Consider the following 22,617-nt stretch of genomic DNA (forward strand, 5'->3'; position numbering starts at 1 on the left):
TAACGTTAAGCCATTAAAATGGAAAGCAGTAACCGTATTTAATCTAAAGATACTCTATTGAACAATACGATTAATCATAGACAGCTTGCTCGTTGTCGTAACGTATAGAGACTTCGCAAACCATTAATGCTGCACGTTGACCTATAACGACGTGCCGATTGGGAAAAACAATGGCTTCATCTTCATTTTTTGCCATCAACGGTTTTTCACCGTCATAACCGAACACTTCACCGTGTTTAAAGCTCGTAAAGTTTTCTACGTCGTCATCAAATAAGAAGTTAAATTCATTGTGCATTCTGACCAATGTTCGACTAACGCGGTACATCACGGGCCGTCTAGGTAGATGTTCCGGTTCGCTACTTGCGATTAAATCACGCAATGCAAGGTCGAATGCGACAAGCTTCTCTAAATCATTTTCTCCAATTCGTGCCACCTGGCCAAGCTCGATCGTTAACGCCTGAGCTGAAAAGTTTTCAGCACTAAACCAACTGAAGGTATTAGCCGGTGAATTGGAAAATAATACGGCTTCAATATGTGCCTGTTCCACAAAATTAAATAGCGCACGGCCTCTCACCGGGTGTCTAGTTTTAGGGCTCACAGCGAACGAATAATGCTTAGATGTACGAATAGCACAATGAAGATCAAGATGCCAACGCGTTTCTAGTTTGGTACCGCTGTAAAAACGAGTCACTATCCGTTTTAAATTATCAGCAATGGTGACTTCTCGACTCGGCTCATGGTGTTTATCATCAAAAAGTCGGTTTAAATTTTCCTCAATGAAACGTGTGTGCTGATTGGTCGCTTCAGGATGCGCAATGATGAATAAACAACGTTCAGAGACGGCCTGAAATCCAGATAATACGTCTGAAATAATTTTATCGATGATCTCCATTGGTGAGGTTTCATCACCATGGATACCACACGAAATAATAACATTTTTTGTTTTATCGTCGTAGTCAGCTGGTATCACTTCCAGCACGCCACGTTCATGCAGCTTTAGAGTCACTCCGGATGGCGCGGTAAGATCCGACGCTTCTACTTCTTGATTGATATCTAAGCTGTCTAAAAGAAATGATTGGCGAAAGATAGTTTTCGTCATGTGGTACTCCTTTATTTCACAGCGGTATGTTAATGAATTGAGTGCGCAATTTATGTTGAAAGGATCCCACTTATTAATAGTAATTCGAGTATAAATCGCAAAAACGGCATCGGAATGGGTTACTCCGTACTTTTTGCTGCTCAGAGTAACCCCAAAATATCCTCAGCGATGGAAGAAATAACAATAACTTAGTACGACATTCATCAACAATATTAAGGCATACTATTGGTCACCTTCGGCGAGTTTCCATCGTTTCTCAACGCCAGTAACGCTTCGAATTCTTCCACTTTCTCATTGACCAAATCAATACTTTGCTGCCAAAACTCAGCACCCGTTAACGTCATGCCTAAGTGCTTTTCTACAACTTGTTCTGCGTTCATACTTCCTGTGTCACGCAGCAATGACAAATAGTCTTGGTAGAAATCGGCCCCTTTGGCTTCCCTTTGAGCATAAACCCCCTTACTAAACAGATAACCAAATAGGTAAGGATAATTGTAAAAGCTAACGTCAGAGAGACTAAAATGCAGCTTACTCGCCCAGAAGTATGGGTCTGGCTGTGACATCGAATCCCCATACCACTCTTGCCAATGTTTACTCATCAACGCACACAGTTTGGCCGCCGAGAGCTCACCATTTTTTCGTAGCAGGTAGAATTCTCTTTCAAATTCAAATCGAACCGGAATGTTGATCATCAATGCGTAACATGACGACAATTCTTCCCACAGCATTTCTAGCTTTTCATCCGTGGTTTTTGCTTGGTTAAGTAGATAGTCTCGAACGATATTCTCCGCAAAGATGGACGCTGTTTCTGCTAATGTCATAGGGTAACGAGTTTGACACAGCGGCATCCCTTTCATGACCCAGTTATGGAATGCGTGGCCAAGTTCATGGGCAAGAGTAAGAAGGTCCGATCGGCTCCCACCCCAGGTCATAAAGACAAGCGGTGAACGTGTCGCCGCCAGTTTGGTGCAATAAGCGCCCAAACGTCGCTGCTTGGTCGGCGCGGCATCTATCCAGCCATTTTCGATCATAACATCGACAAATTCAGCCATTTCGACATCCACGTCCGAAAACGCATTTCGAATGATTTCGATGGCCTCGTCAAAGCTATACTGCGTGGCCTCGCCTTCCCCGAGTACAGGCATGGCCGCCAAGTGGTTCCATGGCTGCATTTGATCGAGATTATGCACTCTCGCCATCAGTGATCCCGCTTTTTGTCCCACATGACGATTCAACTTGGTAACGGATATCATCGAATCGAGTGTTTGTTCCGAGATTCGGCTACCGTGCAGGCTTGATTCCAGAAAATGAATGTCCCGTGTGTGCGAACGTTTGTCTGCCTCGGTATGACGCCATCCTGCTAACGCATTGAGTATGGAGGCAAAGCTCTCTTGATGCAGTGACATAGCATCTTGAATGGCTTGCCAGGCGGCTGGTTGTTTCTCAAAATCACTGCCATAAAGTAAGCTTGCTGCTTGAGAGAATCCCATCACTTCTGTGGAGCCATCTGAGTGCTTCAGCGTGACCTGTAGAGTTCCAGTCAGGTTGTCATACATTCTTCCCCAAGCGTCTTTGCCATCAACTTCTAGGGCCGTGATCAATTGCTCCTCCGTCACAGAGAGCCGGCTATCAGCCAATTGACGTAAACAATCGAACTGGAACGCTTGGCCCGAAACATCCGGACTAGGATGAGCCAAAACCTGCTCAATATACGCTTCGTCAGCATGCGTAATGGTGTCGCGGTAAGGGCTAAAGGCTTGGGTAAGTTCTGAATTAAGCTTGGCAACTCTCCCCATGAGTGATTTTGCAACATCATTCGAAGAATCTACGGAGGCGTAACAAGTCGCCACCGTATTGATTGTTGCCATTAATGTGCCCGCGGCTTCAGAGGTTTGCACCGCGTTTTGCATGACGGTCACTTGAGTACGATTTTCAACATGTGCTTTGAGCGCTTGGATGCATTGTTCAATTAATTGGATATCTTGTTCAATTTTTGGATCGTCTAAATGTTGATACGCAATAGAGAGATCCCAACTTGGTGCAGTCATCGTTTTTTCCTTAACTGGCTATCAGCCGCTACAGTCATGAGCGTCTATAAGTATGAATTAAAACAGGGGGTTCCCTATCATTTGAATGTGGGCGAGTCTTGGTTCAGATAGGGTCACTTTTATGTGGGTGATGGATTGATTCCCAATATGAAGACTTGAGTACCATGCAGGGTTCGACCAATCGACATTAAGAATGTGCGCCAAGATCAGACGAATAGTCCCACCATGGCAGACAACGAGAGTATCGTCCTGAATCTTTGTGGTCAGATCCAACCAACCTTGACTCACTCGTTCATAGAAATCTTGTAACTGCTCAGCGTTGGGCAACGTGTGATGCGCGGGATCGCTCCAAAATGTGGATAGCTGTGGCCACATGGGTTGCAGCTCATCAAACGTCTTGCCATCGTAATCGCCGAAATCGAATTCCTGGAATCGTGTCTCGATTCGATAAGGTATTGATGAGTTCAAGCCATGCCATTTTTCTGCTAATGCACGGCAACGAGACAAGGGAGAGGTAATGATGGAAGCGAACTCAATGGCATCTTTATTTAGTGCATCGACAATCTGTGTTTGAGTGTCGCTACAGACCGGCACATCGGTTCGTCCGTTCAGGGCAGCAGGCCCAACGGTTTTCCCATGCCGTAATAAGTAAACATTGACTACTTTATCCATACATCGCTCTCGTTATTGGTTTTTTAGCCGCTTTAGTTCTTTATTGCTTTAGCTTTATTGCTCTAGGTTTATTGCTCTAGGTTTATTGCTTTATTGCTTTAGCGTCATTGGTAAGCCCGCTGCAATAAATTCAACTCGACTAGCAATGGACGCGATTTTTTGGTTCATCCAACCGGCATGATCAACGAACATTCGCGATACTTTACCCATTGGAACGACACCTAGTCCAACCTCGTTTGAGACCAAAATGACCGTGGCACTGGTTTGTTTGAGCGCACTTTGTAATGCGGTTATTTCGCTCTGCACTGCTTCTGACGTGACATTGTCACCCCTGATAAATATAACGTTATTCAACCATAACGTTAGACAGTCAATTAACACAACATCATGAATGGTAAACGCATTTATCGTCTCTACGAGGTTTATCGGTACTTCATGTTCAATCCATCGATCATCTCTCTGATCTTGATGATGCCGTATTCGTTGCTTCATCTCTTCGTCAAACGCTTGAGCTGTCGCCACGTAATGCAACTGTGTTACCCCCTCTTTGCCTGAGGATAAGCACTGTTTAGCTTGCTGCTCCGCATGGCTTGATTTTCCTGAACGGGCGCCGCCCAGTATAAGGTGAATACTCATAACCAACCTCCAAGTACGTTGACCTGATTATGCGCGAAGCCGACAAGTATCAGGTAAATGAGCAGTTCACTGAGTTGTTGCGCGGCACCTAAACAATCGCCGGTAAAGCCACCTATTCGAGCGAACAACCATCGTTTAAATGCATAACGGGCAATCAGCAGTGTTAAGGCTAGAACACAGAAAACCAATGGTGTAAGAATCAGTAACGTCAATGCCGCGCATGCCATTAGAAACGCAAGTTCCGCAGGGGTTTGTGTTTGAGCTAATGGCTTACTTTTACTGGTATCATTGTCGCTCACGTAGGGCATATCAAAAATAAGTGAAGCTGCGACAGTTCGACTGACCGTATAAGCCATAATCACTACAAGAAAGACAAGCAATCCACCGTTTGCGTCTCGCTCAGCTAATTCACTCAATAACAAAAACTTACCCAGCAGTCCCATGACTAACGTTGCCGCGCCGTAGGTTCCTATGCGGCTATCTTTCATTATCGATAAGCGCCGCTCTATACTCATTCCTCCACCAATGCCATCCGCCATGTCTGTTAGGCCATCTTCATGGAATGCGCCTGTCAACATTAAACTGAAGGCCAGCATAACAAACAGTGCTATGTCATTGGGAAGAATTAATGACAACAGCCAGAAACTTCCACCGCAGATGGCCCCTAATAATGCACCAACCAATGCAAAGTAGCGCCCTGAACGATTCATGCGTTCTGCGCTGTAAGGCGTAGCCTTAGGGATAGGAATGCGTGAAAAAAAACTGAGCGCTAACCAAAATAGGTCTCGCTGATACCGGAACCAAGCGACCATTAGACGGTCACGCCCGCGTCTTCAAAGCTCGCCATGGTATTGTAAAATTCGGCTGCTGCGCTCACTAAAGGCATAGCAAGTACCGCCCCCGTTCCTTCACCTAAGCGCAGTGAGAGATCAAGCAATGGGTCTGCCCCGAGTTCTTCAAGCAATGCTTGGTGCGGAGCTTCTTTCGATTTGTGTGCGAAAATCATATAGTCACGGCAGTCAGGCTCAATGAAGGTGGCAACATAAGCGGCAACGGTCACGATAAAGCCATCAACAATAACGGGAACGTTCTGTTTATAGGCTCCAATAAATGCCCCCACCATTTGAACGATTTCAAACCCTCCCACTTGTGAAAGCACATCGATTGGATCATTGGATAAGCATCGTTTGACGCCTTTGGAAACAAGCTGATGTTTTTTATGCAGTTGTTCAGGGGTGATCCCTGTGCCGAGCCCGACGCATTCGCTCACTTGACGCTGACTCAATGCAGCCATGATGGCCGAAGCACTACTGGTATTACCGATCCCCATTTCACCAAACATCACCATGTTAGTGCCTTGTTGGATAAGATCGGTAACCATGGTCTGACCGAGTTCAATGCCTTTAGCCACCGTTTGCTGACTCATAGCCGGTCCCTGAGCAAAATTTTCGGTACGGGCCCCAAGTCGCTGAACGATGAAATCCTTATGATCGGAGTCAACTGGATTCATTATGCCTGTATCAACCACTTTCATCGCGACATTGTTCACTCGACAAAAACAATTGATTGCCGCGCCACCTGACAAGAAGTTGAGAACCATCTGCTGAGTAACGGCACTAGGCGCAATACTGACGCCTTCATCAGCAATTCCGTGGTCTCCAGCAAATACGATGACCGTCGGCTTGGCAATGCTTATTTTATCTGTAACCTGCTGTTTGCCTTGGCTTTGAATGGTTGCCAACTGAAATGCCAGTTGCTCAAGTTGCCCTAAGGCACCAAGCGGTTTGGTTTTAGTATCAATGCGTTGTTGAATGGCTTCAGAAAAGGTGTGTTGTAACATGATGGGTAAGCTCTCATCGTTTGGGCATGACGCTATTTAACTCATTAAAGTAGCAGGTCTAGGGCGTGTTGAATTTATCGGTTCAGTTTAACTCGAAATCAACATGTTAACTATTAAACAAGTGCAATCGAAATGGTAAATTTTGATTCAACACAAACCTTATCAGCCAAACCGCCTGTAGAATCGACCTATGAACTAATGACCCTATCGTAAAAGATCTGAGGATTTTATGTTTGTCGCAGACTGTCAAAATAGTCCCTCATAACGAGATTTAGCACTTGTTTTTTTTACATTGGATCACAGAAGGTGCTTTACTGTTTCTATATATTTTGTTTAATCCATTTTCTAGTGGCATTTCAATTCAAATTGCTTATGCGACAAGGCAACACATTTAGGACGATTTGAATGAGCATTCCGGGTGATAACACAGCAGTAATTCTAGCGGGTTCTTCTGGGCTTGTTGGCACTGAAGTGTTGAAACAAGTACTAGAAGATGACTCTATCTCGCACGTTTATGCGTTAGCACGTAAAGAACTTCCTTTCTTTCATTCAAAGCTTGAGCAAATTCTGGATAATGAATTGCGTGTTTTAGAGTGGAAAAAAGAAAACCCGACACCGAACATTGGCATCATCAGCTTAGGCACAACGCTTGAACAAGCCGGTTCTAAAGAAAAGCTAGAAGAAGTCGATTATCAGCTGGTGTGTGATGTTGCTCAATCAATGAAAGTGCTCGGCGTAAAGAAGCTGGCGGTTGTTTCAAGTATTGGTGCCTCCCCTTATTCGTTCTCACACTACTTAAAGTGTAAAGGAAGAATGGAAGAAACCATTCGCAATATAGGCTTTGAAAAGCTTGTTTTTGCCCAGCCCGGCCCATTGGTTGGTTTACGAGATGAACCTAGAAAAAATGAAGCGGTGGTCGAGTACATCCTTAAAATACTTACGCCACTCATGATCGGGCCTTTGACAAAATACGTTCCAATTAAGGCCAGCCATGTCGCTACAGCCATGCTTTATGACATCTTTGATGGCAGCACTGGATCTGACAGGACGATGGATAGTGCCGAAATGGAACGATTACACGCTCAACGCCGCTAAGTTGGTAACACTTGACGCTATGTGTCATCCTCCGCATTTAAGAATCTAGCATTTAAGAATCTAGCATTAAGAAGGCTAAAGTTAAGGACGCTAGCGTTTAAACATAACGGCTTAACAAATAATGTATTATTGCATTTTGTTAAACATCTCAACCTAAGTAGGCCGTTAGCGTGTCTTAATACATACCACCCAAAACGCCTAATAACTATTATGTTATGTATCTGACCTCGCCTTCATCTAAAATACACCTCTCTCTTTTAAATAAAAATCATCATGGAAATAAATTGAAAAATAAATGTGATCGGTTTGTTTCTTTTAATCGTAACTATCTCTGAAACACAAACTCTGCGATTAATAAAGGAATAATAATATGTCTATTAAAATAACGGCTGCTTTAACTATGTTACTGGCTACTTTATCTTTTTCTACTACTGCGGTAGCACATAACCACGGCATGAAGGAAGACATCGTTGATGTTGCGGTAGGAAATGGATCGTTTAATACCCTTGTTGCGGCGGTAAAAGCTGCGGGTCTTGTTGACACATTGAAAGGTGACGGACCATTCACTGTTTTGGCGCCAACTGATGAGGCTTTTGCTAAACTACCAGAAGGTACGGTTGCGATGCTGCTAGAACCAGAAAACAAAGATAAGCTAGTAGCGGTTCTAACCTACCACGTTATCGCTGGTAAAGTGATGGCTGCTGACGTTGTTAAACTTGATAGTGCAACTACGGTACAAGGTCAAACGGTCATGATTAAAGAAAGCTACGGCAAAGTAATGATTAACAACGCAAACGTGGTCGCGACCGATGTAAAAGCAAGCAACGGCGTTATTCACGTTATCGACACCGTTTTATTGCCTAAATAAAATCACACATTCTAACCAGAATAAACAGGGCGGTTAGTGCGCCCTGATTTCAATCGTTTTGAGTAGTTAAATATAAATCCGACACCCTGAATAAATTATTTTATATGAAGAGCTCTTGTTTCCATTAAATCATTGTTATTTTATTATATTCGTTTTAAATATTCATATTTATGAATAAACAACACTAGAAATAAGATTAAAAACAATGATAAAACGACTGTTAAACTTCTATTAAACTTCTATTAAAATATTAAGAGCCTAAATCTCTTTAGGCTCTTCATATTAGTTAGGATGAAATAAACTTAGGTGAATACACTAAGATTATTAATCGCGTAAGAACGGATTAGCTGTAAAAAGCTTCAACAGTGCCTTTTAATGTGATGAGAATTGGCTGGCCGCGACGATCAAGTGCTTTAGGAGAAGGGATCTTTACCCAACCTTCGCTAATGCAATATTCCTCGACATCGAAACGCTCTTTGCCGTTAAGACGAATACCAATTTTATGTTCGAAACACGCTGCCACATGGTGGGGGCTGCGAGGGTTACCCGCAAGGCGGTCTGGTAAAGCAGGTTGCGATGTAGTGTCGTTCATATTCGAAATCTGTAGTAACTATAAAGTGCGCCATTGTAGTCAATATAAGACCAACGCTCAAGAGTTACAGTGACTGGTGACACCCTCCGCTTGCATATTCAGCAAACAATCATTGAAAGCCATTCTCTATCTAACCTTAGAAAGTAGAAAAATTTTGGGCCTAGATGTTAAGAGACTAGATGTTAAGGGCCTAGATGCTAAGAGACTAGACGTTAAATGCCTTGGCTTTCCGACCAAACAGCAAACTCATTGCCACTGGGTTCCTTGAAGTGAAAGCGACAACCACCAGGAAATTCAAATATATCTTGAATGATTTCACCGCCATTCTCAGTCACTTTGAGAAGCGTCTCTTGTATATTCTCGCTATAGAATACAAGTAATGCACCGCCCTTTTTTGTTTCATTACAAGCATCAGACCGAAAAAAGCCACCATCTAAACCTTGATTGTTAAACGCGATATAATCGGGCCCAAAATCGACGAACTCCCAGCGGAATGCGGATGAAAAGAATGATTTTGTTGCATTCAAATCATGAGCAGGCAATTCAATATAATTGAGCTTTTCGTGTTGGTGCATCCTATCCATCCTAAATCGTTCCTAATAACGTTTTCTAACATGCCACGCTAAATTAGTCGTGACTTTCACTACCGTCTTTTGAATTGAGTTGATTGCCCTGCGATTGATAAACTTCCGAGTATCCTTCCCATCCATCACTATCACGAGTGCGACATACGAGCCTATCTCCGTAAAGCACGATCAAAGAGAACGAGATATGAATGACCAACAGTGCCCCTAATGCATAATCCAATTCGTGAAGAAAGAAAAAGCCGAGTACAAAAACGAGGCTGGAGATAATCACAATCAATGTATTTTTTGATGTGGTTTGCATACTAACCATCCGTAGTGTAAGAAATTGTAACTATTCTAACGTTTGTTGAGCGTACATTCTTCGAGTCAGTTAACAGATACATGGGCAAACGTACTTTCCCAGATTTGTAACAGACTCACACTTCTATCCCTAACTCTGTTCGTTTTCTTTTACTCAACCCCATAGACACAATGCGATAAGATTCAGAAAGGTAATAGGTTAGATCATCATCAAGCTCACCTGACGTCTCGGTTTGTTGAATCCATTTCATACCACGATTCGCAAAATACGGGGCGGGAATATACCCTTCGCTATCACTCAGAAAATCAAAGTTTTGTTCTGAGGTTTTAAACGTAAATGCGGGGCTTTTATTTTTGCTCCAACCGCCAATCGCAAACACTTTCCCCCCAACTTTCCAAACATTGGAATCTCCCCATTGCACCACGTGAGTCGTGGCTGGGAATGACGCACATAAGCGGTTAAATTGTTCATAATCCATTAATTCTGTCCCCCAAGTAATTATGTGGCCTAAATAAAATCGATTGACGCGATTAACCTGATAGATACGATTTAGGCGATTAATCGACTTAGGCTGAGACTCAGCATTAGCAACATTATCGGCCAAATCGCGCATTGTACACTGAGTACGATACCGCCAAAATCATACAAGTCGCAGCGGGTATCAATAAGGCGTAAAAGTATAGCGCACTAAAAGATATGGCTCCTAAAGTGCCACCTAAAATAAAGCCGCTAATGATCAATAAAAACAGTAACGCTTTTCTATTATCAAACGGTTCACCCCTTAATTTTGCTCCTATCATAATACCTAGGTCAGTAAAAATCCCAGTGACGTGTGTGGTTCTGATCACAGCGCCGCTAAACGTCGTGACAAGAGCATTTTGTAATCCACACGCAGCAGAAGCAAAATAATGGCCAGGCAACGCATTCTTGGTTAAAAAGTAAATGGAGAATAGAAGGAAAATGGCCTCTAGAATAAGCAACCGACTGTAGTTACGCCCCAATTGAAGCGCTCCGCTGCGCAAATAAAAGCCAGAGATAGCCGCACCAGCAATAAAACTCATGAGAACCAGCAACAAATGGGAAATAGTATTAAACGATGAAGTGACCATCCCTGTGCCTATCATTGTCGCGGTACCCGAGAGATGTGACACAGATTGATGGTTAAAACCCAATAAACCAATTGAATTGATAAAACCCGCGATCAGCGCGAGAACAAACGCGCCGTATTCGATCCAACGAGGTAATTTTGAAATCACAAGTATCCTTTAGGCTGCAGTCGCCATATGAACGGGAGGAAAGCATTATATCGAGCATCGATACTTACTTAAAATACAGCACTAAATGAACGGTAACAATACACCTCTCGTCTTTGTGGTGATAAACCAGATATCTCGATTTACAAACCACCAGCTAGGTCGAGGTAATTTCCGGTTGAAAATGATGATTTTTCTGATGCTAGCCAATAGATCGCTTCCGCGACTTCTTCTGGTTGTCCACCTCTTTGAAGAGGAATAACACTTTTTAGCCTTTCTATTCGCTCTGGTTCTCCGCCGTCAGCATGCATATCTGTATGAATAAGCCCCGGACGCACACAATTAACGCGGATACCTTCCGCCGCGACCTCTAGTGATAAGCCTTTGGTTAACGTATCGACTGCCCCTTTTGATGCCGCATAATCTATGTATTCATTCGGAGAGCCTGAACGAGATGCACCAGATGAAACATTAACAATGACCCCACCTTGCCCGCCATGGCGTGTAGACATGCGTTTCACAGCCTCTCGGCAACAAAGAAAGTAGCTCGTCACGTTATTGATCAATATTGCGTTGATTCTTTCTGCCGTCATGTCTTCCAAACGTGATTGTTTTCTCAATATCCCGGCATTATTGACCAATACAGAGACGCCACCGAGTTTTTCATCAACCGTTGAAAACATTCGAATGACATCCTCTTCACTCGATACATCCGCTTTGACAGTAATGCAATGCCCTCCTTGAGCTAGTATCGAATCTGCAACCTTTTTAGCTGCGTCAGAATTTGATTTGTAGTTGATGCAAACTGCATAGCCTTTACTCGCGAAGAGTTGTGCCGTTGAGGCTCCAATCCCGCGTCCGCCACCCGTAATGATGGCTACCTTGTTATCTTTCATCTTCTATCCATCTTATTTTTCTAGTCAGTGTCGCTAATTGGTCTAAACCCAGTCGCCCTCTCTACACCCAGCAAGCCACTCTACGACCTTGTTAATTTTCGACTTTGCTCTCTTTTCCACACTCTAACGAGCGACAACAAAAACACCAAAAGAAGAAGAACACTGACCGCTGTTAAATTTTCAATGCCTAGTGTGTCAAAGCTTTCTCCGAAAAAGAAGCCGCCACCGACCATCACTACGACCCATAACGCTGAGGAACTCATGTTCAATAGTGTAAATTTACGCCACTTTATGTCCGTTAACCCAAGTGGTAATGCCCCAATTGTGCGTAGACCTTTAGGATATCGATAGATGAAAATATACGCGGTCCCGTACTTTTTGGCTAATGCCGCCGACTTTTCAAACAGACGCCCAAACATTGTTGAACGCTCTACCCAAGCAATGCCACAGGTTTTGGCGACCCCAAAGCGAATTTCATCCCCTAGATATCCGCCTAGGAAGGTGGCTAGCGCAACCCAAGGTAACTCGAGAGCACCTAAGTAGGCTGCGTAACCAGCAAAAAGTGGGAGCCAGCCACTTTTTAAGGCGCAATACAAAAAAAGCAGCGCATAAACCAACACACCATAATCTTCCAATAAACCGGTCACTGTTTCCATATCATCCTCAGTTCGTCATAACGCTCCATGAAATGCACAAGGTGCATGGTCGTTATACGTAACACAATGGCCATTAGGTCACTATTTACGTTTAGAACGGATATTTACTTTTAGAACGGATATTTACTTTTTAAATGAATATTGACTGATACAACGCATATTTATATGGGTGTGTATTTTAACGATTCATTGATTCACAGGGTTATTGGTTTATAACACCATTTGTTGCCTTATTGCATGGCCAAATAAGTTACATAACGCACTCTTGAGCTGCCTTGGCTCTTTCTATGCCTTTATCAATCAAACTCATCGCTTCGTCACCGGTGATTGACGAAAGAATCTTGTCGAGAACTTTCTCAGCGGCTGATTCTGAGGATGCCTCAACCAAACAGCTGTATGCGTTGGCAACATGATCTGAGATTTGAGTTAATTCTTCAGGGTTCGTGAAATCAGCACTGAATGCTTCTTCGATAGACGATGCTAACTCTTCGGCAAGTTCCGCAGTTTCGCCAAATTGTTCTAAGTTGAGCTGACTGAGATCAACCGAATCCATTTGTTCTTGGATACTATCTACCGCTTGATTCGCTGCCTGCTGAGCTTGGTCAATAGCCTTGGTAGCATCATCACAGCCAGATAAAGCGAAAACAACGATAGATAATGTCATCAGTTTTTTCATTTTGGTTCCTTCTTATAATAACTAAACACATTTAGGTACTGGTTTTATAACAGGAACCATATGGTTTCTACACACTGAGTTCAATTGAAATTTGTCACTATCGTCTAGGGATATAAATAACCTTCAGCATTGTTATAAGCTTCAAGTTCGATTGGCGCTTTGGCATAGCCAAAAATCGAAAGTTGTAATAGATAGTCTTTCGTAAATGCTTCAAGGCCCGCTGTTTCCGCTTGCTTTACATGGATCAATTCGTGAGACAACAACAGCTTGTCCCCTTTTGCTTTGTTCGCAATCCAAATGCCGTACCCAAAAGTCGCGCCGACAAAATATGGAGAATCCAACCCTAATCTTTGCATTTGGAATAATAGTGATTCATTCTCAGGTAAAGGCAGCGTATCAGCGTAAATTACACGGACTTTCTCTGGGTGTTTGATTCCTATCCGGTGAGCAACTTCAATAAATTGTGGAGATAACCGATCACCTTGCGACAAGGCGATTTGCTCATTTTTTTCCACATATCTCATTGATAATGGTAAATAGGCATCTATTTGATCAACCACATGGCTAGGTGGGTTTGCATAAATCTCCGTTTTATCTTTGCAGCCCAATATGGCCAGCGATGTTACTGCTAATAATGCTACTTTTATCACTGTATTCACTTTCTCTAAATTCCTTTTATGCGGTTAGTTTAAATTTAATACCCAAACGTACCTCGGTCAGTAGCAACTGTCGCTGATACATTTGCTACAAGAATAACCGTTAGGAAATAAACTGTAAATGCCACGTGTGGAGTGTCCACTTTAGTCGGCGACGTGGAATAAAAGGGATCTTACGCTGGTAAAAACGTTCATTGACCAATGCGCATATTCCGAACGCTAAAAATACACGATATGAATGAGACCATTGCTAGCTTAACGGGGCCTGAATAGTCGATTGGGCTCTCAAGTAATCATGTCGTCATAGCCAATGATGACACTATCGGGTAATTCGTTTCTTATTAGCCAGCTATCTAAATCGTGCCCAATGTGAGTGATGACCAGTTTTTTAGGCGCAAGTAACTTCTGAATTTCTTTTGCGGTATCAATGTTGCCATGATTGCTCCCTGAGTGCTGTGGTGGAAAGGAACAGTCAATCACTAGTGTGTCAAGAGAGGCTCTACCACTCAAAAACTGGAACGTTTCACTGGGTAAGCCGTCAGTGTCTGTGAGATAAGCAATCGACTGATCTTCATATTCAAATAGATAGCCAACGGTTGGCCTTGAATGACGCATCTGTAAAGGTGTGACTCGTAATCCTGCTATATTGACCTGCCGAGCATGCGTCATTTTAGGGATAAACCGCAAACATCCAGAATGTTTAAGTAAATCAGCGCACCCTAGAGGATCATCCGGGCACCAAACTGGAATCGAAGCGCCATTACCCCACCTTAAATGAAATAGGCCTTGTACGTGATCAACGTGAAAGTGCGTCAGCAAAAAACCTAGGTACGACCCCGATTTAAAGCGTCGATGTAAATCCATAATACCGGCATCAATGAGTAGGCGATTTTTGTTCTCGCCGTCTCCCCACTCCACCATTGCAGAGCAGGGTTTACGTTCCCGCTCTTTTTGCTCGGTCGCGATGGCGCAGGCCGTGCATTCGCACCCATACAGTGGCACGCCACCTGCGGCCCCAGTACCGAGTAGAGTCAGTGTCAGCATTTGTCTCCCTTCCCCCAACACCGTTCTTTTATAAGTGTCGAAGGTATCTTTTATGATTAATTACTTTTTGTCATAGGCTTAGCCAAACACGCGGGCATTGGGCTGACTATCCATTTGACGAGAAAACTGTGCGACTGTTTCTTGCAGTGTTCCGCTGTTATTCAGCAAAATCGCGTCGTTTGGTCGAACTTCATCGTATTGAACCGCTCGTTCCAATCGTTGGACAATTTCAGTCCTGTTTTCTCGCCCCCGTTTAATCAGCCTCTGCTTTAATATATCGGGGCTGACGGTTATCCATACAACTTGCAATCGGCTACCGTATTTCTGTTTCGCAGTGGGCAGATACGCTCGAGATCCATTCACCATAACATTCAAGCCTTCACTTAACCAATGATCGACCTCTCTGCCTACCCCATAGCGATATCCGTTTGCATGCCAATGCATCGTAAATAAGTTTCGCTGCGTACGAAGTGAAAACTCTTCCTCTGACAGGGCAATATAATTTTCACTTCCTGCCGATGCGGGTCTTGTTATGTACCGATGTGCGACCATCAATTGATCACAAAATACGCATCTGAGGGCGTCCATGATCGAATCTTTCCCCGCCCCTGAGGCCCCTAGTACGTAGAACAACTTAGCCATTCCCGCTTCCTACTTTCTATTTATTTGCTCTTAATAATGACTCGATTTTTATAAGGCATTTCTACGACTCACGTTTATTAAAAAACGCGTTTTCCCTGACGTAATACCTGCTGTATTAAAGGCTGCCCGGCGCGACGCTCAACAAGCAATAGATCCGCGCGTAAGCCCTCTTGTATCGAACCTCGGTCATTAAGACTAAGCGCCGACGCTGGGTTAGATGTTGCTAATCGGGCCGCTGTTGCTAAATCCAAGTCGTTTCGTTCGTCATCAGCCAGGCCAAATACCGCTTCTAAAAGACTGCCCGGAAAGTAGTCTGATGATAGCGTGTCCAGGACACCAAGGGTTGCCAATTCATGTGCAGCGACATTGCCCGAGTGGGAACCCCCTCTAACCACGTTAGGTGCCCCCATCATCACTTTTAACCCTAGTTCATGAGATCGTTGCGCTGCTTCTATTGTGGTAGGGAATTCTGCTAGAACCAGCCCCAAAGAATGTGACTCTTCGACATGGGATCGCGTGGCATCATCGTGGCTGGCGAGTGGAATACTTTTCTCTCGGCACAATTGCGCGATTGTTTTACGATTAGCATCCGAGAACTGGGCCGATTGCTGACGCTGCTGTTGCTCGAAATCTGCCATTTGTTGATCGTTCAAGTTGTACTTCCCCTGGTAGTAGTCGTAGTACTTCTCAATGTTGACGAATTGACGTTGGCCCGGAGAGTGATCCATCAACGACACCATGTGTGTTTGCTCCAAATCAAGGTACTTTTTAGCAAGATCGACGGTGGCTTCATGGGGCAGTTCGCAGCGAATGTGTACAAAGTGCTCTGCGCGATTCAACCCCAGCTCTCCGCTTCTTACTATGGTATCAATCATTTTATCGAGGTTGTCTTGACGATGACCACCATCTCGCACATCACCAACGGCTATGGCATCCAATACGGTTGTTATCCCTGCGCCTATCAGTTGAGCATCGTGGGCTGCCATAGCAGAGAGCGGCGGCCAGCTGACTTTTGGTCGTGGCGTAAAGTACTTTTCCAAGTTGTCTGTGTGCAATTCAATGAGACCAGGCATAAGCCAGCCTTGATTGCCATCAACCGCACCAGGCATTTGGCTTTTGGAATCAGACATTGAACGGATGATGCCACCCTCAATTTCAATCGATCCATTGACCACTTCGTTTTCTAATACCAGTTGAACATTCGTAATAATCATTGCTCTATCCTTTGTCGTTAAGCTTTGCGAAGTGTCGCCGTTGAAATGTCGTAGTATTTGTCTGCCACGCTTTGACGAACAAACTCATCGTGAAAAATGCCCACAATCGCGGCACCTCTTTGTTTTGCCTCTTGAATTAGCTCTATCACCACTTGGCAGTTTTTTTCATCCAGTGAAGCGGTCGGTTCATCAAGCAATAAAATTGGCGAATCTACGATGAACCCCCGTGCAATATTCACTCGTTGCTGCTCTCCACCTGAAAAGGTCGCGGGAGCCAACGACCAAAGAGGCTCTGGAACGTTTAGGCGAGTCAGCAGAGCCGCGGCTTTTTGCTTGGCTTGTTCTTTGTCTACTCCTTGTTCGATTAGGGGCTGGGCCACCACATCTAAGGCACTGATGCGGGGGATCACTCTTAAAAATTGACTGACCCATCCCAGCGAATTTTGGCGGACTTCCAATACTTCTCTTGGCTGTGCGTTGGCAATATCGACCCAATTCGCTTGGCTTTCGTTTTGGTTTCTCATTACATCACTCATCTCACACGTATCCGTCAGATCGCTTGTACCTTCAGAGTCACGAATATGACTAACACCATCATGGCGGACCCATATATGCCCTTCGTCGACCAAATAATTAGCGTACAGGGCTCTAAGCAATGTGCTTTTCCCCGATCCCGAGCGTCCCAAAAGCACAACACATTCGCCCTTATCCACTGAAAAACTGCTTTTCGACAGAACAGGCAACTTGGCACCACTTTGATTATGAAGAACGAACGTTTTGCTTACGTTAGATACCGAAAGCATCGTATTCGCGTCGCTTAATGGCTCGTCATTTGTAAATGGCTCGTCATTTGTAAAAGCAACACAGGCTTCTTTATGGTGGCGTTCACCAACGGGGGTTATCAAGGTATTCATGACGGCTCCTTATCCTTGGATGACTGACGAAACAAGTAATTGTGTATAGGGGTGCTGAGGATCATCGAGCACTTGGTCGGTAAGCCCACTCTCCACAATACGACTCTCTTTCATGACCACCAAACGATGAGCAAGCAATCGCGCAACCGCTAAATCGTGAGTGACGATCACCACAGATAAGCCGAGTTCCGTCACTAAGTTTCGGATCAAATCTAGTAGCCTTGCCTGAACTGAAACATCGAGACCACCTGTGGGTTCATCCATAAAAATAAGCTTTGGGTGTGTGACTAAATTTCGCGCGATTTGCAGACGTTGTTGCATTCCTCCCGAGAAGGTAATAGGCATGTCGTCTATTCGGTCGCATGGGATTTCCACTTGATTAAGCCAATCCAGCGCTTGAGTACGAATGTCCCCATAGTGTCGGCTTCCTACTGCCATTAAGCGCTCTCCAATATTGCCACCCGCAGAAACCCTCGGTCTAAGCCCGTCCATTGGATGTTGGTGAACCACGCCCCATTCAGTACGCAATAACCGTCTACGTTCACTTTCTGTCAGCCCATACAGGCTAGCTTGCTCACCATTCGGTAGTTGATAGTGAACCGCGCCGCTATCGGGTACTTCTCTCCCTGACAACACTCGCAGCAAGGTACTCTTCCCAGAGCCTGATTCGCCTACAATACCCAGTACTTCACCAGGCCAGAGTTTGAAATCGATATCCTGACACCCTTTTCCAGGCTGATAGAGTTTCGATAACCCCTGTACCTCCAACAGCGGTGAATAAGTTTCCACAGCGCGTTTTTTTTCTAGATAAGAACCTTTTCTTTCTAAGTCAGCGAGTGTCGCTTGTTGATTAGATTGATGAGGTTGACGCCATTGCTTGGGTTCGTTTAGTCGCCCCGGTTCACTGCATCGAGTGAGTTTGTTTAATTCAGTTACTGACACGGTGTGACCTCATCTTTTGAACTTGAAACAACGCTGGATACATTTCCAGATACTGGTTTTTCCATTGCGTCTGGAATAGCGTCCAAAATAGCGTCCGACATAGAATCGGGCCTACAGTTCGATGTTGACGCTGATGATTGGCGTGATAGTGATGCTGCGTGTTCATGGCAATAGTCCGTGTCTGAGCAGACGAATATCCGCCCCCCTTTATCGTCAGTCACGACTTCGTCTAAAAAGCTCTCTGTTGAGCCACAAATACAACAAGGCTCGTCCCATTGCTGTACTTCAAATGGATGATCATCAAAGTCGAGGCTATTTACATCGGTATAAGGTGGAATTGCATAGATTCGCTTCTCACGCCCTGCCCCAAATAGTTGCAGTGCCGGCATTTGATGCATTTTCGGATTATCAAATTTTGGTATCGGCGATGGGTCCATGATGTATCGCCCATTCACATGCACTGGGTACGCATAGGATGTAGAAATATGACCGTAACGTGCAATATCTTCATACAATTTGACATGCATGACGCCGTACTCTTCGAGCTCGTGCATTTTTCTCGTTTCCGTTTCTCGTGGTTCAATAAAACGTAATGGCTCAGGAATAGGCACCTGATATATAAGAATCTGCCCGTCTGTTAATGGCTTTTCAGGAATACGATGGCGCGTTTGAATTAAGGTCGCATCCGACGTTCGTTCCGTGGTTTCTACAGAAGCCACTTTTTCAAAAAACTGTCTGATCGATACTGCATTGGTAGTGTCATCCGCCCCTTGGTCAATCACTTTAAGCACATCGGGGTGGCCTATAATGGCGGCCGTTATTTGAATGCCACCCGTGCCCCAACCATATGGCATTGGCATCTCTCGGCCACCAAACGGAACTTGATACCCGGGAATGGCAATCGCTTTCAATAGCGCTCGGCGGATCATCCGTTTGGTCTGCTCATCAAGGTAGCCATAGTTATAGCCGTTCTTTAAATTCAGGTCAGTCGCCATTATCGTGCTCCTTTTGTTCCGCTTCTCTTGCATCAAATTCTTTTTGCAGCTTACGAATCAACGCTAGCTCAGATTGAAAATCAACGTAATGGGGCAGTTTCAAATGGCTAACAAACCCTGAGGCTTCAACATTGTCACCATGAGACAACACAAATTCTTCATCTTGCGCAGGGCCTTGTGGTACCTCACCATATTGTTGGCACTGTAGCGAACGGTCTACTAATGCCATCGACATCGCTTTACGTTCAGAAAAACCAAATGTGACGCCGTAACCCCTGGTGAAGCGAGCCTTTTCGTTTTTGTTGCCAGTAAAGCCATTGATCATCTGGCATTCAGTCAGTTCGATATCACCGATTTCGATAGCAAAGCCCAGCTCTTCCGGGATTAACTCTAAGGTGACGTTTCCTGAACGAATCTCTCCTGCAAAAGGGTGATTGCGCCCATAGCCACGTTGAGTTGAATACCCAAGCGCCAATAAGAAGCCTTCATCACTGCGTGCGAGCTGTTGTAACCTTGCGCTTCGATTAGCGGGAAAAGTAGGCGGTGTCACTGTGATATCATCCGGCAACTCTCCACTGTCATTTTCAGGTACGGCTAGATCAAGGTTTTCTAGCATTTTGAGTACTTGCGGGCACGGTTCAGAACAACCACTATCGAGCGCTGAGCTTTGGAGTTCTTCGCTACCTTGATAATGTTCCTGTTGAAGCGAGTCATCACCTTCTGCGAGCAACGCAAAGTCGAGCAATCTGTGGGTATAGTCATACGTAGGGCCGAGTAATTGACCACCGGGTAAATCTTTGTAGCTTGCGGAAATCCGGCGCTCTATTTTCATCGCTTCCGTATTAACGGGCTGTGTCACCGCAAGACGTGGTAATGTCGTGCGATACGCGCGCAGTAAGAAGATCGCTTCAATCAAATCGCCACCAGCTTGCTTAATGGCAAGTGCCGCGAGTTCCTTGTCGTAAATGCTGCCCTCGGTCATAACGCGATCCGTTGCACCAGCAAGCTGATGAGCAATTTGCTCCACCGAGAGTGCTCGTTGGGATTCTGGCCCCCGTCGCTTTTTATCTTGTAAGCGGTGCGCGGCCTCTATCGCTTTTTGACCCCCTTTTACTGCAACGTACATAATGCTTCCTTCTCTTCTTTCTTTTCTTGCTCTTCTTGCTCTTCTTGCTCTTGCATCACGACTTGGGTAGTACGTGGCAATGCAATGACTTCGTTTTCACACGTGAAGTAAATATCAATGCCGTGAGGAAAGCATCCTCGCCCCGTTTGTATTGCTTCAATGAGTGAGTGACTTAACCCGTTAATTTGTACTTTGGTCTCGCACTTTATTCCAGGGCCGGACAAAATCAGCGTGGTGCCCGTATGAAGACTATCGACTTCAATGATCACTGAGGTGCTTCGGTCGGGGTAACTGTCGTCTCCCATCGCAAAGCCATCGAACTGATTGAATTCGTTCGCCCTTACCAGCGCAAAATCCGCCCGTGATCGCGAATCAGCGACGGGTGAACCGCAATGAAAGCGTAAATTTTCCATCAGTGCTGTGTCGTTTAAGAATGCTTCGCCAAACCAGAGCGGCGTGACATTATCGGCCAGAGTGAGCAGTAGCTGTGTGGCTGCGGGGCTAACCGTGCCAAATTGCAATGTCGACAACAGCTCTACTTTTGTTCCGGGACGAGAAACAGCGTCCATCAATAGCCTAAATGTCTGTTGGGCATCGTGAACTGGGTGATCAAATCCCCTTGTGAGGTAACTCATTCATCCTCTCCTCTTACCATAGTGAAAAAGTCCACCTTGCTTGGTGCTACTTCGCGAGCTTTAAGTTGCTCTTTTTCCTCAATATCAGCCGCTAATGGTTCGATTAATGCTTGATACAGATCATTTTGAAATTCTGTTTGCATTAACGCATCGACAACCGCAGCCACTTCCGCATGGTCCTTATTTCGCCCTGTTAGGTAGCTATAGCCGAGCTCTCCTTGGTCTAACTGCACCACCGTTCTTACTATTGTTACATCGCCCATATTGAACGCATTACCGGTTGATCCCATCTTTGCTCGTACTTGCGCAAGCCCAATTTCTGGCTCTCGTACGAATTGATAGCGTGTGCTGAGTGACAGTTCATCCCAGCGCTGTTTTAATGTTTGATAGTCGCAACGAGCCAACACCGACATCCATCTTTTACGTTGCAGATGTTCTTGTGGATTGTGGGTCGGACGCTCTTGGGTATGCTGCTCTTGTGTCATTTAATGCTCCAAAACAATTTCGACTAAATCAGATCGTGTGTGTGACGATGAAAACTCAACAATCTGTTCGGTTCCTTTAATCACGTTGGTGGTTTTAAACACCATGACTGGCGTTTTCGCTGGCAATTGCAATAAGCGGCAGTCTGTCTTTGTTGGCATTGCTGCCCTTAACCGTGTTGTCCTTCGACTCAACTCAATACCCAGCTTGTCTTTTAAGTAAGCGTGTAGAGAGCCGACTTCGAAGTATTTGACGACAGGCCACCAATTCACGTTTGCTAAATAGTGGTCGATAACGCTCGCTGGCATTCCATCGATTTTTCGTAACGTCCTAAGCTTGATCACCTTAGACTCCGCAGGCAGGTCAAATAAACTGGATATTTTGTCATTCGCTGCCACAAGGCTGCGTTCAATAACCTGACTAGTTGGCAAACTGCCTTGTTCAAGTAAGTTGTCGGTAAAGTGCGCTCCCGAATGCAATGGGTAATCAAACGGTTGGCTCACGACCATGTTTCCCCGCCCTTGTTGACGTTCAATCAGCCCGTTAAACACCAGCTCATCGATCGCTCGCCGAACAGTATGGCGATTTACATCAAAACGTTTCGCCAGCGTTGATTCGGCAGGTAGGTACTCCCCTCCTTGAAAGTAACGGCGTACGTCATTTTCAAGGCGCTTAGCGATATCAAGATAAATTCGCATGTTCGTTCCGTCCTTTTTACGTCGTCATTCTCAATTCAACTCAGTACTT

Annotated in this window: 27 protein-coding genes; 2 read left to right on the forward strand and 25 right to left on the reverse strand. The window is 44.8% G+C overall.

Going from position 1 to position 22,617, the window contains the following annotated elements:
• Positions 1-70: 70 nt before the first annotated feature.
• From QF117_RS14035 to cobT, 6 genes are all read right to left on the reverse strand, one after another.
• Positions 71-1,099, reverse strand: a complete 1,029-nt coding sequence (locus QF117_RS14035; RefSeq protein WP_282386280.1) for a succinylglutamate desuccinylase — start codon at positions 1,097-1,099, stop codon at positions 71-73.
• 212 nt (positions 1,100-1,311) lie between these two features.
• On the reverse strand, positions 1,312-3,147 hold the full coding sequence (locus QF117_RS14040; RefSeq protein WP_282386281.1) for a M3 family oligoendopeptidase: 1,836 nt from the start codon (positions 3,145-3,147) through the stop codon (positions 1,312-1,314).
• Between the two features lie 57 nt (positions 3,148-3,204).
• Entirely contained in the window at positions 3,205-3,819 is a 615-nt protein-coding gene (locus QF117_RS14045; RefSeq protein WP_282386282.1) for a histidine phosphatase family protein, read from the reverse strand.
• A 90-nt stretch (positions 3,820-3,909) separates the two neighbouring features.
• Positions 3,910-4,455, reverse strand: coding sequence for a bifunctional adenosylcobinamide kinase/adenosylcobinamide-phosphate guanylyltransferase (gene cobU, locus QF117_RS14050; protein WP_282386283.1), 546 nt, complete (start codon positions 4,453-4,455; stop codon positions 3,910-3,912).
• Positions 4,452-5,267 (reverse strand): adenosylcobinamide-GDP ribazoletransferase, encoded by an 816-nt coding sequence (locus QF117_RS14055; RefSeq protein ID WP_282386286.1) that lies wholly within the window; start codon positions 5,265-5,267, stop codon positions 4,452-4,454. The genes cobU and QF117_RS14055 overlap by 4 nt, the downstream gene beginning before the upstream one ends.
• Positions 5,267-6,295 carry a nicotinate-nucleotide--dimethylbenzimidazole phosphoribosyltransferase gene (gene cobT, locus QF117_RS14060; protein ID WP_282386287.1) on the reverse strand — a complete coding sequence of 343 codons (1,029 nt, stop codon included), beginning with the start codon at positions 6,293-6,295 and terminating at the stop codon, positions 5,267-5,269. Before cobT ends, QF117_RS14055 begins: the two co-directional genes overlap by 1 nt.
• Before the next feature lie 405 nt (positions 6,296-6,700).
• Between cobT and QF117_RS14065 the strand changes: the two genes are divergently transcribed.
• Together QF117_RS14065 and QF117_RS14070 are read left to right on the forward strand one after the other, a co-directional pair.
• Positions 6,701-7,390, forward strand: coding sequence for an oxidoreductase (locus QF117_RS14065; protein ID WP_282386289.1), 690 nt, complete (start codon positions 6,701-6,703; stop codon positions 7,388-7,390).
• 370 nt (positions 7,391-7,760) lie between these two features.
• Positions 7,761-8,258 carry a fasciclin domain-containing protein gene (locus tag QF117_RS14070; RefSeq protein ID WP_282386290.1) on the forward strand — a complete coding sequence of 166 codons (498 nt, stop codon included), beginning with the start codon at positions 7,761-7,763 and terminating at the stop codon, positions 8,256-8,258.
• 343 nt (positions 8,259-8,601) lie between these two features.
• On the opposite strand, the gene QF117_RS14075 is transcribed toward QF117_RS14070, so the two are convergent.
• The 19 genes from QF117_RS14075 to phnF form a co-directional block, all read right to left on the reverse strand.
• Positions 8,602-8,850, reverse strand: coding sequence for a DUF3297 family protein (locus QF117_RS14075; protein ID WP_017036628.1), 249 nt, complete (start codon positions 8,848-8,850; stop codon positions 8,602-8,604).
• A 212-nt stretch (positions 8,851-9,062) separates the two neighbouring features.
• Positions 9,063-9,425 (reverse strand): VOC family protein, encoded by a 363-nt coding sequence (locus tag QF117_RS14080; RefSeq protein WP_282386293.1) that lies wholly within the window; start codon positions 9,423-9,425, stop codon positions 9,063-9,065.
• A gap of 52 nt (positions 9,426-9,477) precedes the next feature.
• Positions 9,478-9,738, reverse strand: a complete 261-nt coding sequence (locus QF117_RS14085; RefSeq protein ID WP_282386295.1) for a hypothetical protein — start codon at positions 9,736-9,738, stop codon at positions 9,478-9,480.
• Positions 9,739-9,853: 115 nt separating this feature from the next.
• A complete protein-coding gene (locus QF117_RS14090) occupies positions 9,854-10,216 on the reverse strand; it encodes an MmcQ/YjbR family DNA-binding protein (RefSeq protein ID WP_282389487.1) in 363 nt (120 codons plus the stop codon).
• A 115-nt stretch (positions 10,217-10,331) separates the two neighbouring features.
• Positions 10,332-10,994: a YoaK family protein gene (locus QF117_RS14095; RefSeq protein ID WP_282386296.1), complete on the reverse strand. Its 663-nt coding sequence runs from the start codon at positions 10,992-10,994 to the stop codon at positions 10,332-10,334.
• 140 nt (positions 10,995-11,134) lie between these two features.
• Positions 11,135-11,887: an SDR family oxidoreductase gene (locus QF117_RS14100; protein ID WP_282386297.1), complete on the reverse strand. Its 753-nt coding sequence runs from the start codon at positions 11,885-11,887 to the stop codon at positions 11,135-11,137.
• An 80-nt stretch (positions 11,888-11,967) separates the two neighbouring features.
• The gene (locus QF117_RS14105; protein ID WP_282386299.1) at positions 11,968-12,543 is read right to left on the reverse strand and encodes a VTT domain-containing protein; all 576 of its coding nucleotides are present in this window, start codon (positions 12,541-12,543) and stop codon (positions 11,968-11,970) included.
• A gap of 250 nt (positions 12,544-12,793) precedes the next feature.
• Complete coding sequence (locus QF117_RS14110; RefSeq protein WP_282386301.1) at positions 12,794-13,219, reverse strand: hypothetical protein; 426 nt, start codon at positions 13,217-13,219, stop codon at positions 12,794-12,796.
• Between the two features lie 104 nt (positions 13,220-13,323).
• On the reverse strand, positions 13,324-13,869 hold the full coding sequence (locus tag QF117_RS14115) for a hypothetical protein (protein ID WP_282386303.1): 546 nt from the start codon (positions 13,867-13,869) through the stop codon (positions 13,324-13,326).
• A gap of 291 nt (positions 13,870-14,160) precedes the next feature.
• The gene (gene phnP / locus QF117_RS14120) at positions 14,161-14,919 is read right to left on the reverse strand and encodes a phosphonate metabolism protein PhnP (RefSeq protein ID WP_282386304.1); all 759 of its coding nucleotides are present in this window, start codon (positions 14,917-14,919) and stop codon (positions 14,161-14,163) included.
• A 78-nt stretch (positions 14,920-14,997) separates the two neighbouring features.
• Complete coding sequence (gene phnN / locus QF117_RS14125; RefSeq protein ID WP_282386305.1) at positions 14,998-15,561, reverse strand: ribose 1,5-bisphosphokinase; 564 nt, start codon at positions 15,559-15,561, stop codon at positions 14,998-15,000.
• Positions 15,562-15,638: 77 nt separating this feature from the next.
• Positions 15,639-16,832: an alpha-D-ribose 1-methylphosphonate 5-triphosphate diphosphatase gene (phnM, locus tag QF117_RS14130; protein WP_282389488.1), complete on the reverse strand. Its 1,194-nt coding sequence runs from the start codon at positions 16,830-16,832 to the stop codon at positions 15,639-15,641.
• Positions 16,793-17,578 (reverse strand): ATP-binding cassette domain-containing protein, encoded by a 786-nt coding sequence (locus tag QF117_RS14135; RefSeq protein ID WP_282389489.1) that lies wholly within the window; start codon positions 17,576-17,578, stop codon positions 16,793-16,795. Before QF117_RS14135 ends, phnM begins: the two co-directional genes overlap by 40 nt.
• A gap of 120 nt (positions 17,579-17,698) precedes the next feature.
• A complete protein-coding gene (phnK, locus tag QF117_RS14140; RefSeq protein WP_282389490.1) occupies positions 17,699-18,478 on the reverse strand; it encodes a phosphonate C-P lyase system protein PhnK in 780 nt (259 codons plus the stop codon).
• A 143-nt stretch (positions 18,479-18,621) separates the two neighbouring features.
• The gene (locus tag QF117_RS14145; RefSeq protein ID WP_282386307.1) at positions 18,622-19,626 is read right to left on the reverse strand and encodes an alpha-D-ribose 1-methylphosphonate 5-phosphate C-P-lyase PhnJ; all 1,005 of its coding nucleotides are present in this window, start codon (positions 19,624-19,626) and stop codon (positions 18,622-18,624) included.
• Positions 19,616-20,752 (reverse strand): carbon-phosphorus lyase complex subunit PhnI, encoded by a 1,137-nt coding sequence (locus tag QF117_RS14150; protein WP_282386308.1) that lies wholly within the window; start codon positions 20,750-20,752, stop codon positions 19,616-19,618. The genes QF117_RS14145 and QF117_RS14150 overlap by 11 nt, the downstream gene beginning before the upstream one ends.
• Entirely contained in the window at positions 20,737-21,387 is a 651-nt protein-coding gene (phnH, locus tag QF117_RS14155; protein WP_282386309.1) for a phosphonate C-P lyase system protein PhnH, read from the reverse strand. The genes QF117_RS14150 and phnH overlap by 16 nt, the downstream gene beginning before the upstream one ends.
• Complete coding sequence (phnG, locus tag QF117_RS14160; protein WP_282386310.1) at positions 21,384-21,872, reverse strand: phosphonate C-P lyase system protein PhnG; 489 nt, start codon at positions 21,870-21,872, stop codon at positions 21,384-21,386. The genes phnH and phnG overlap by 4 nt, the downstream gene beginning before the upstream one ends.
• On the reverse strand, positions 21,873-22,568 hold the full coding sequence (gene phnF, locus QF117_RS14165) for a phosphonate metabolism transcriptional regulator PhnF (RefSeq protein ID WP_282386311.1): 696 nt from the start codon (positions 22,566-22,568) through the stop codon (positions 21,873-21,875).
• Between the last annotated feature and the right edge of the window lie 49 nt (positions 22,569-22,617).

It is taken from the genome of Vibrio sp. YMD68 (assembly GCF_029958905.1).
In the GTDB taxonomy this organism is placed as follows: Bacteria; Pseudomonadota; Gammaproteobacteria; order Enterobacterales; family Vibrionaceae; genus Vibrio.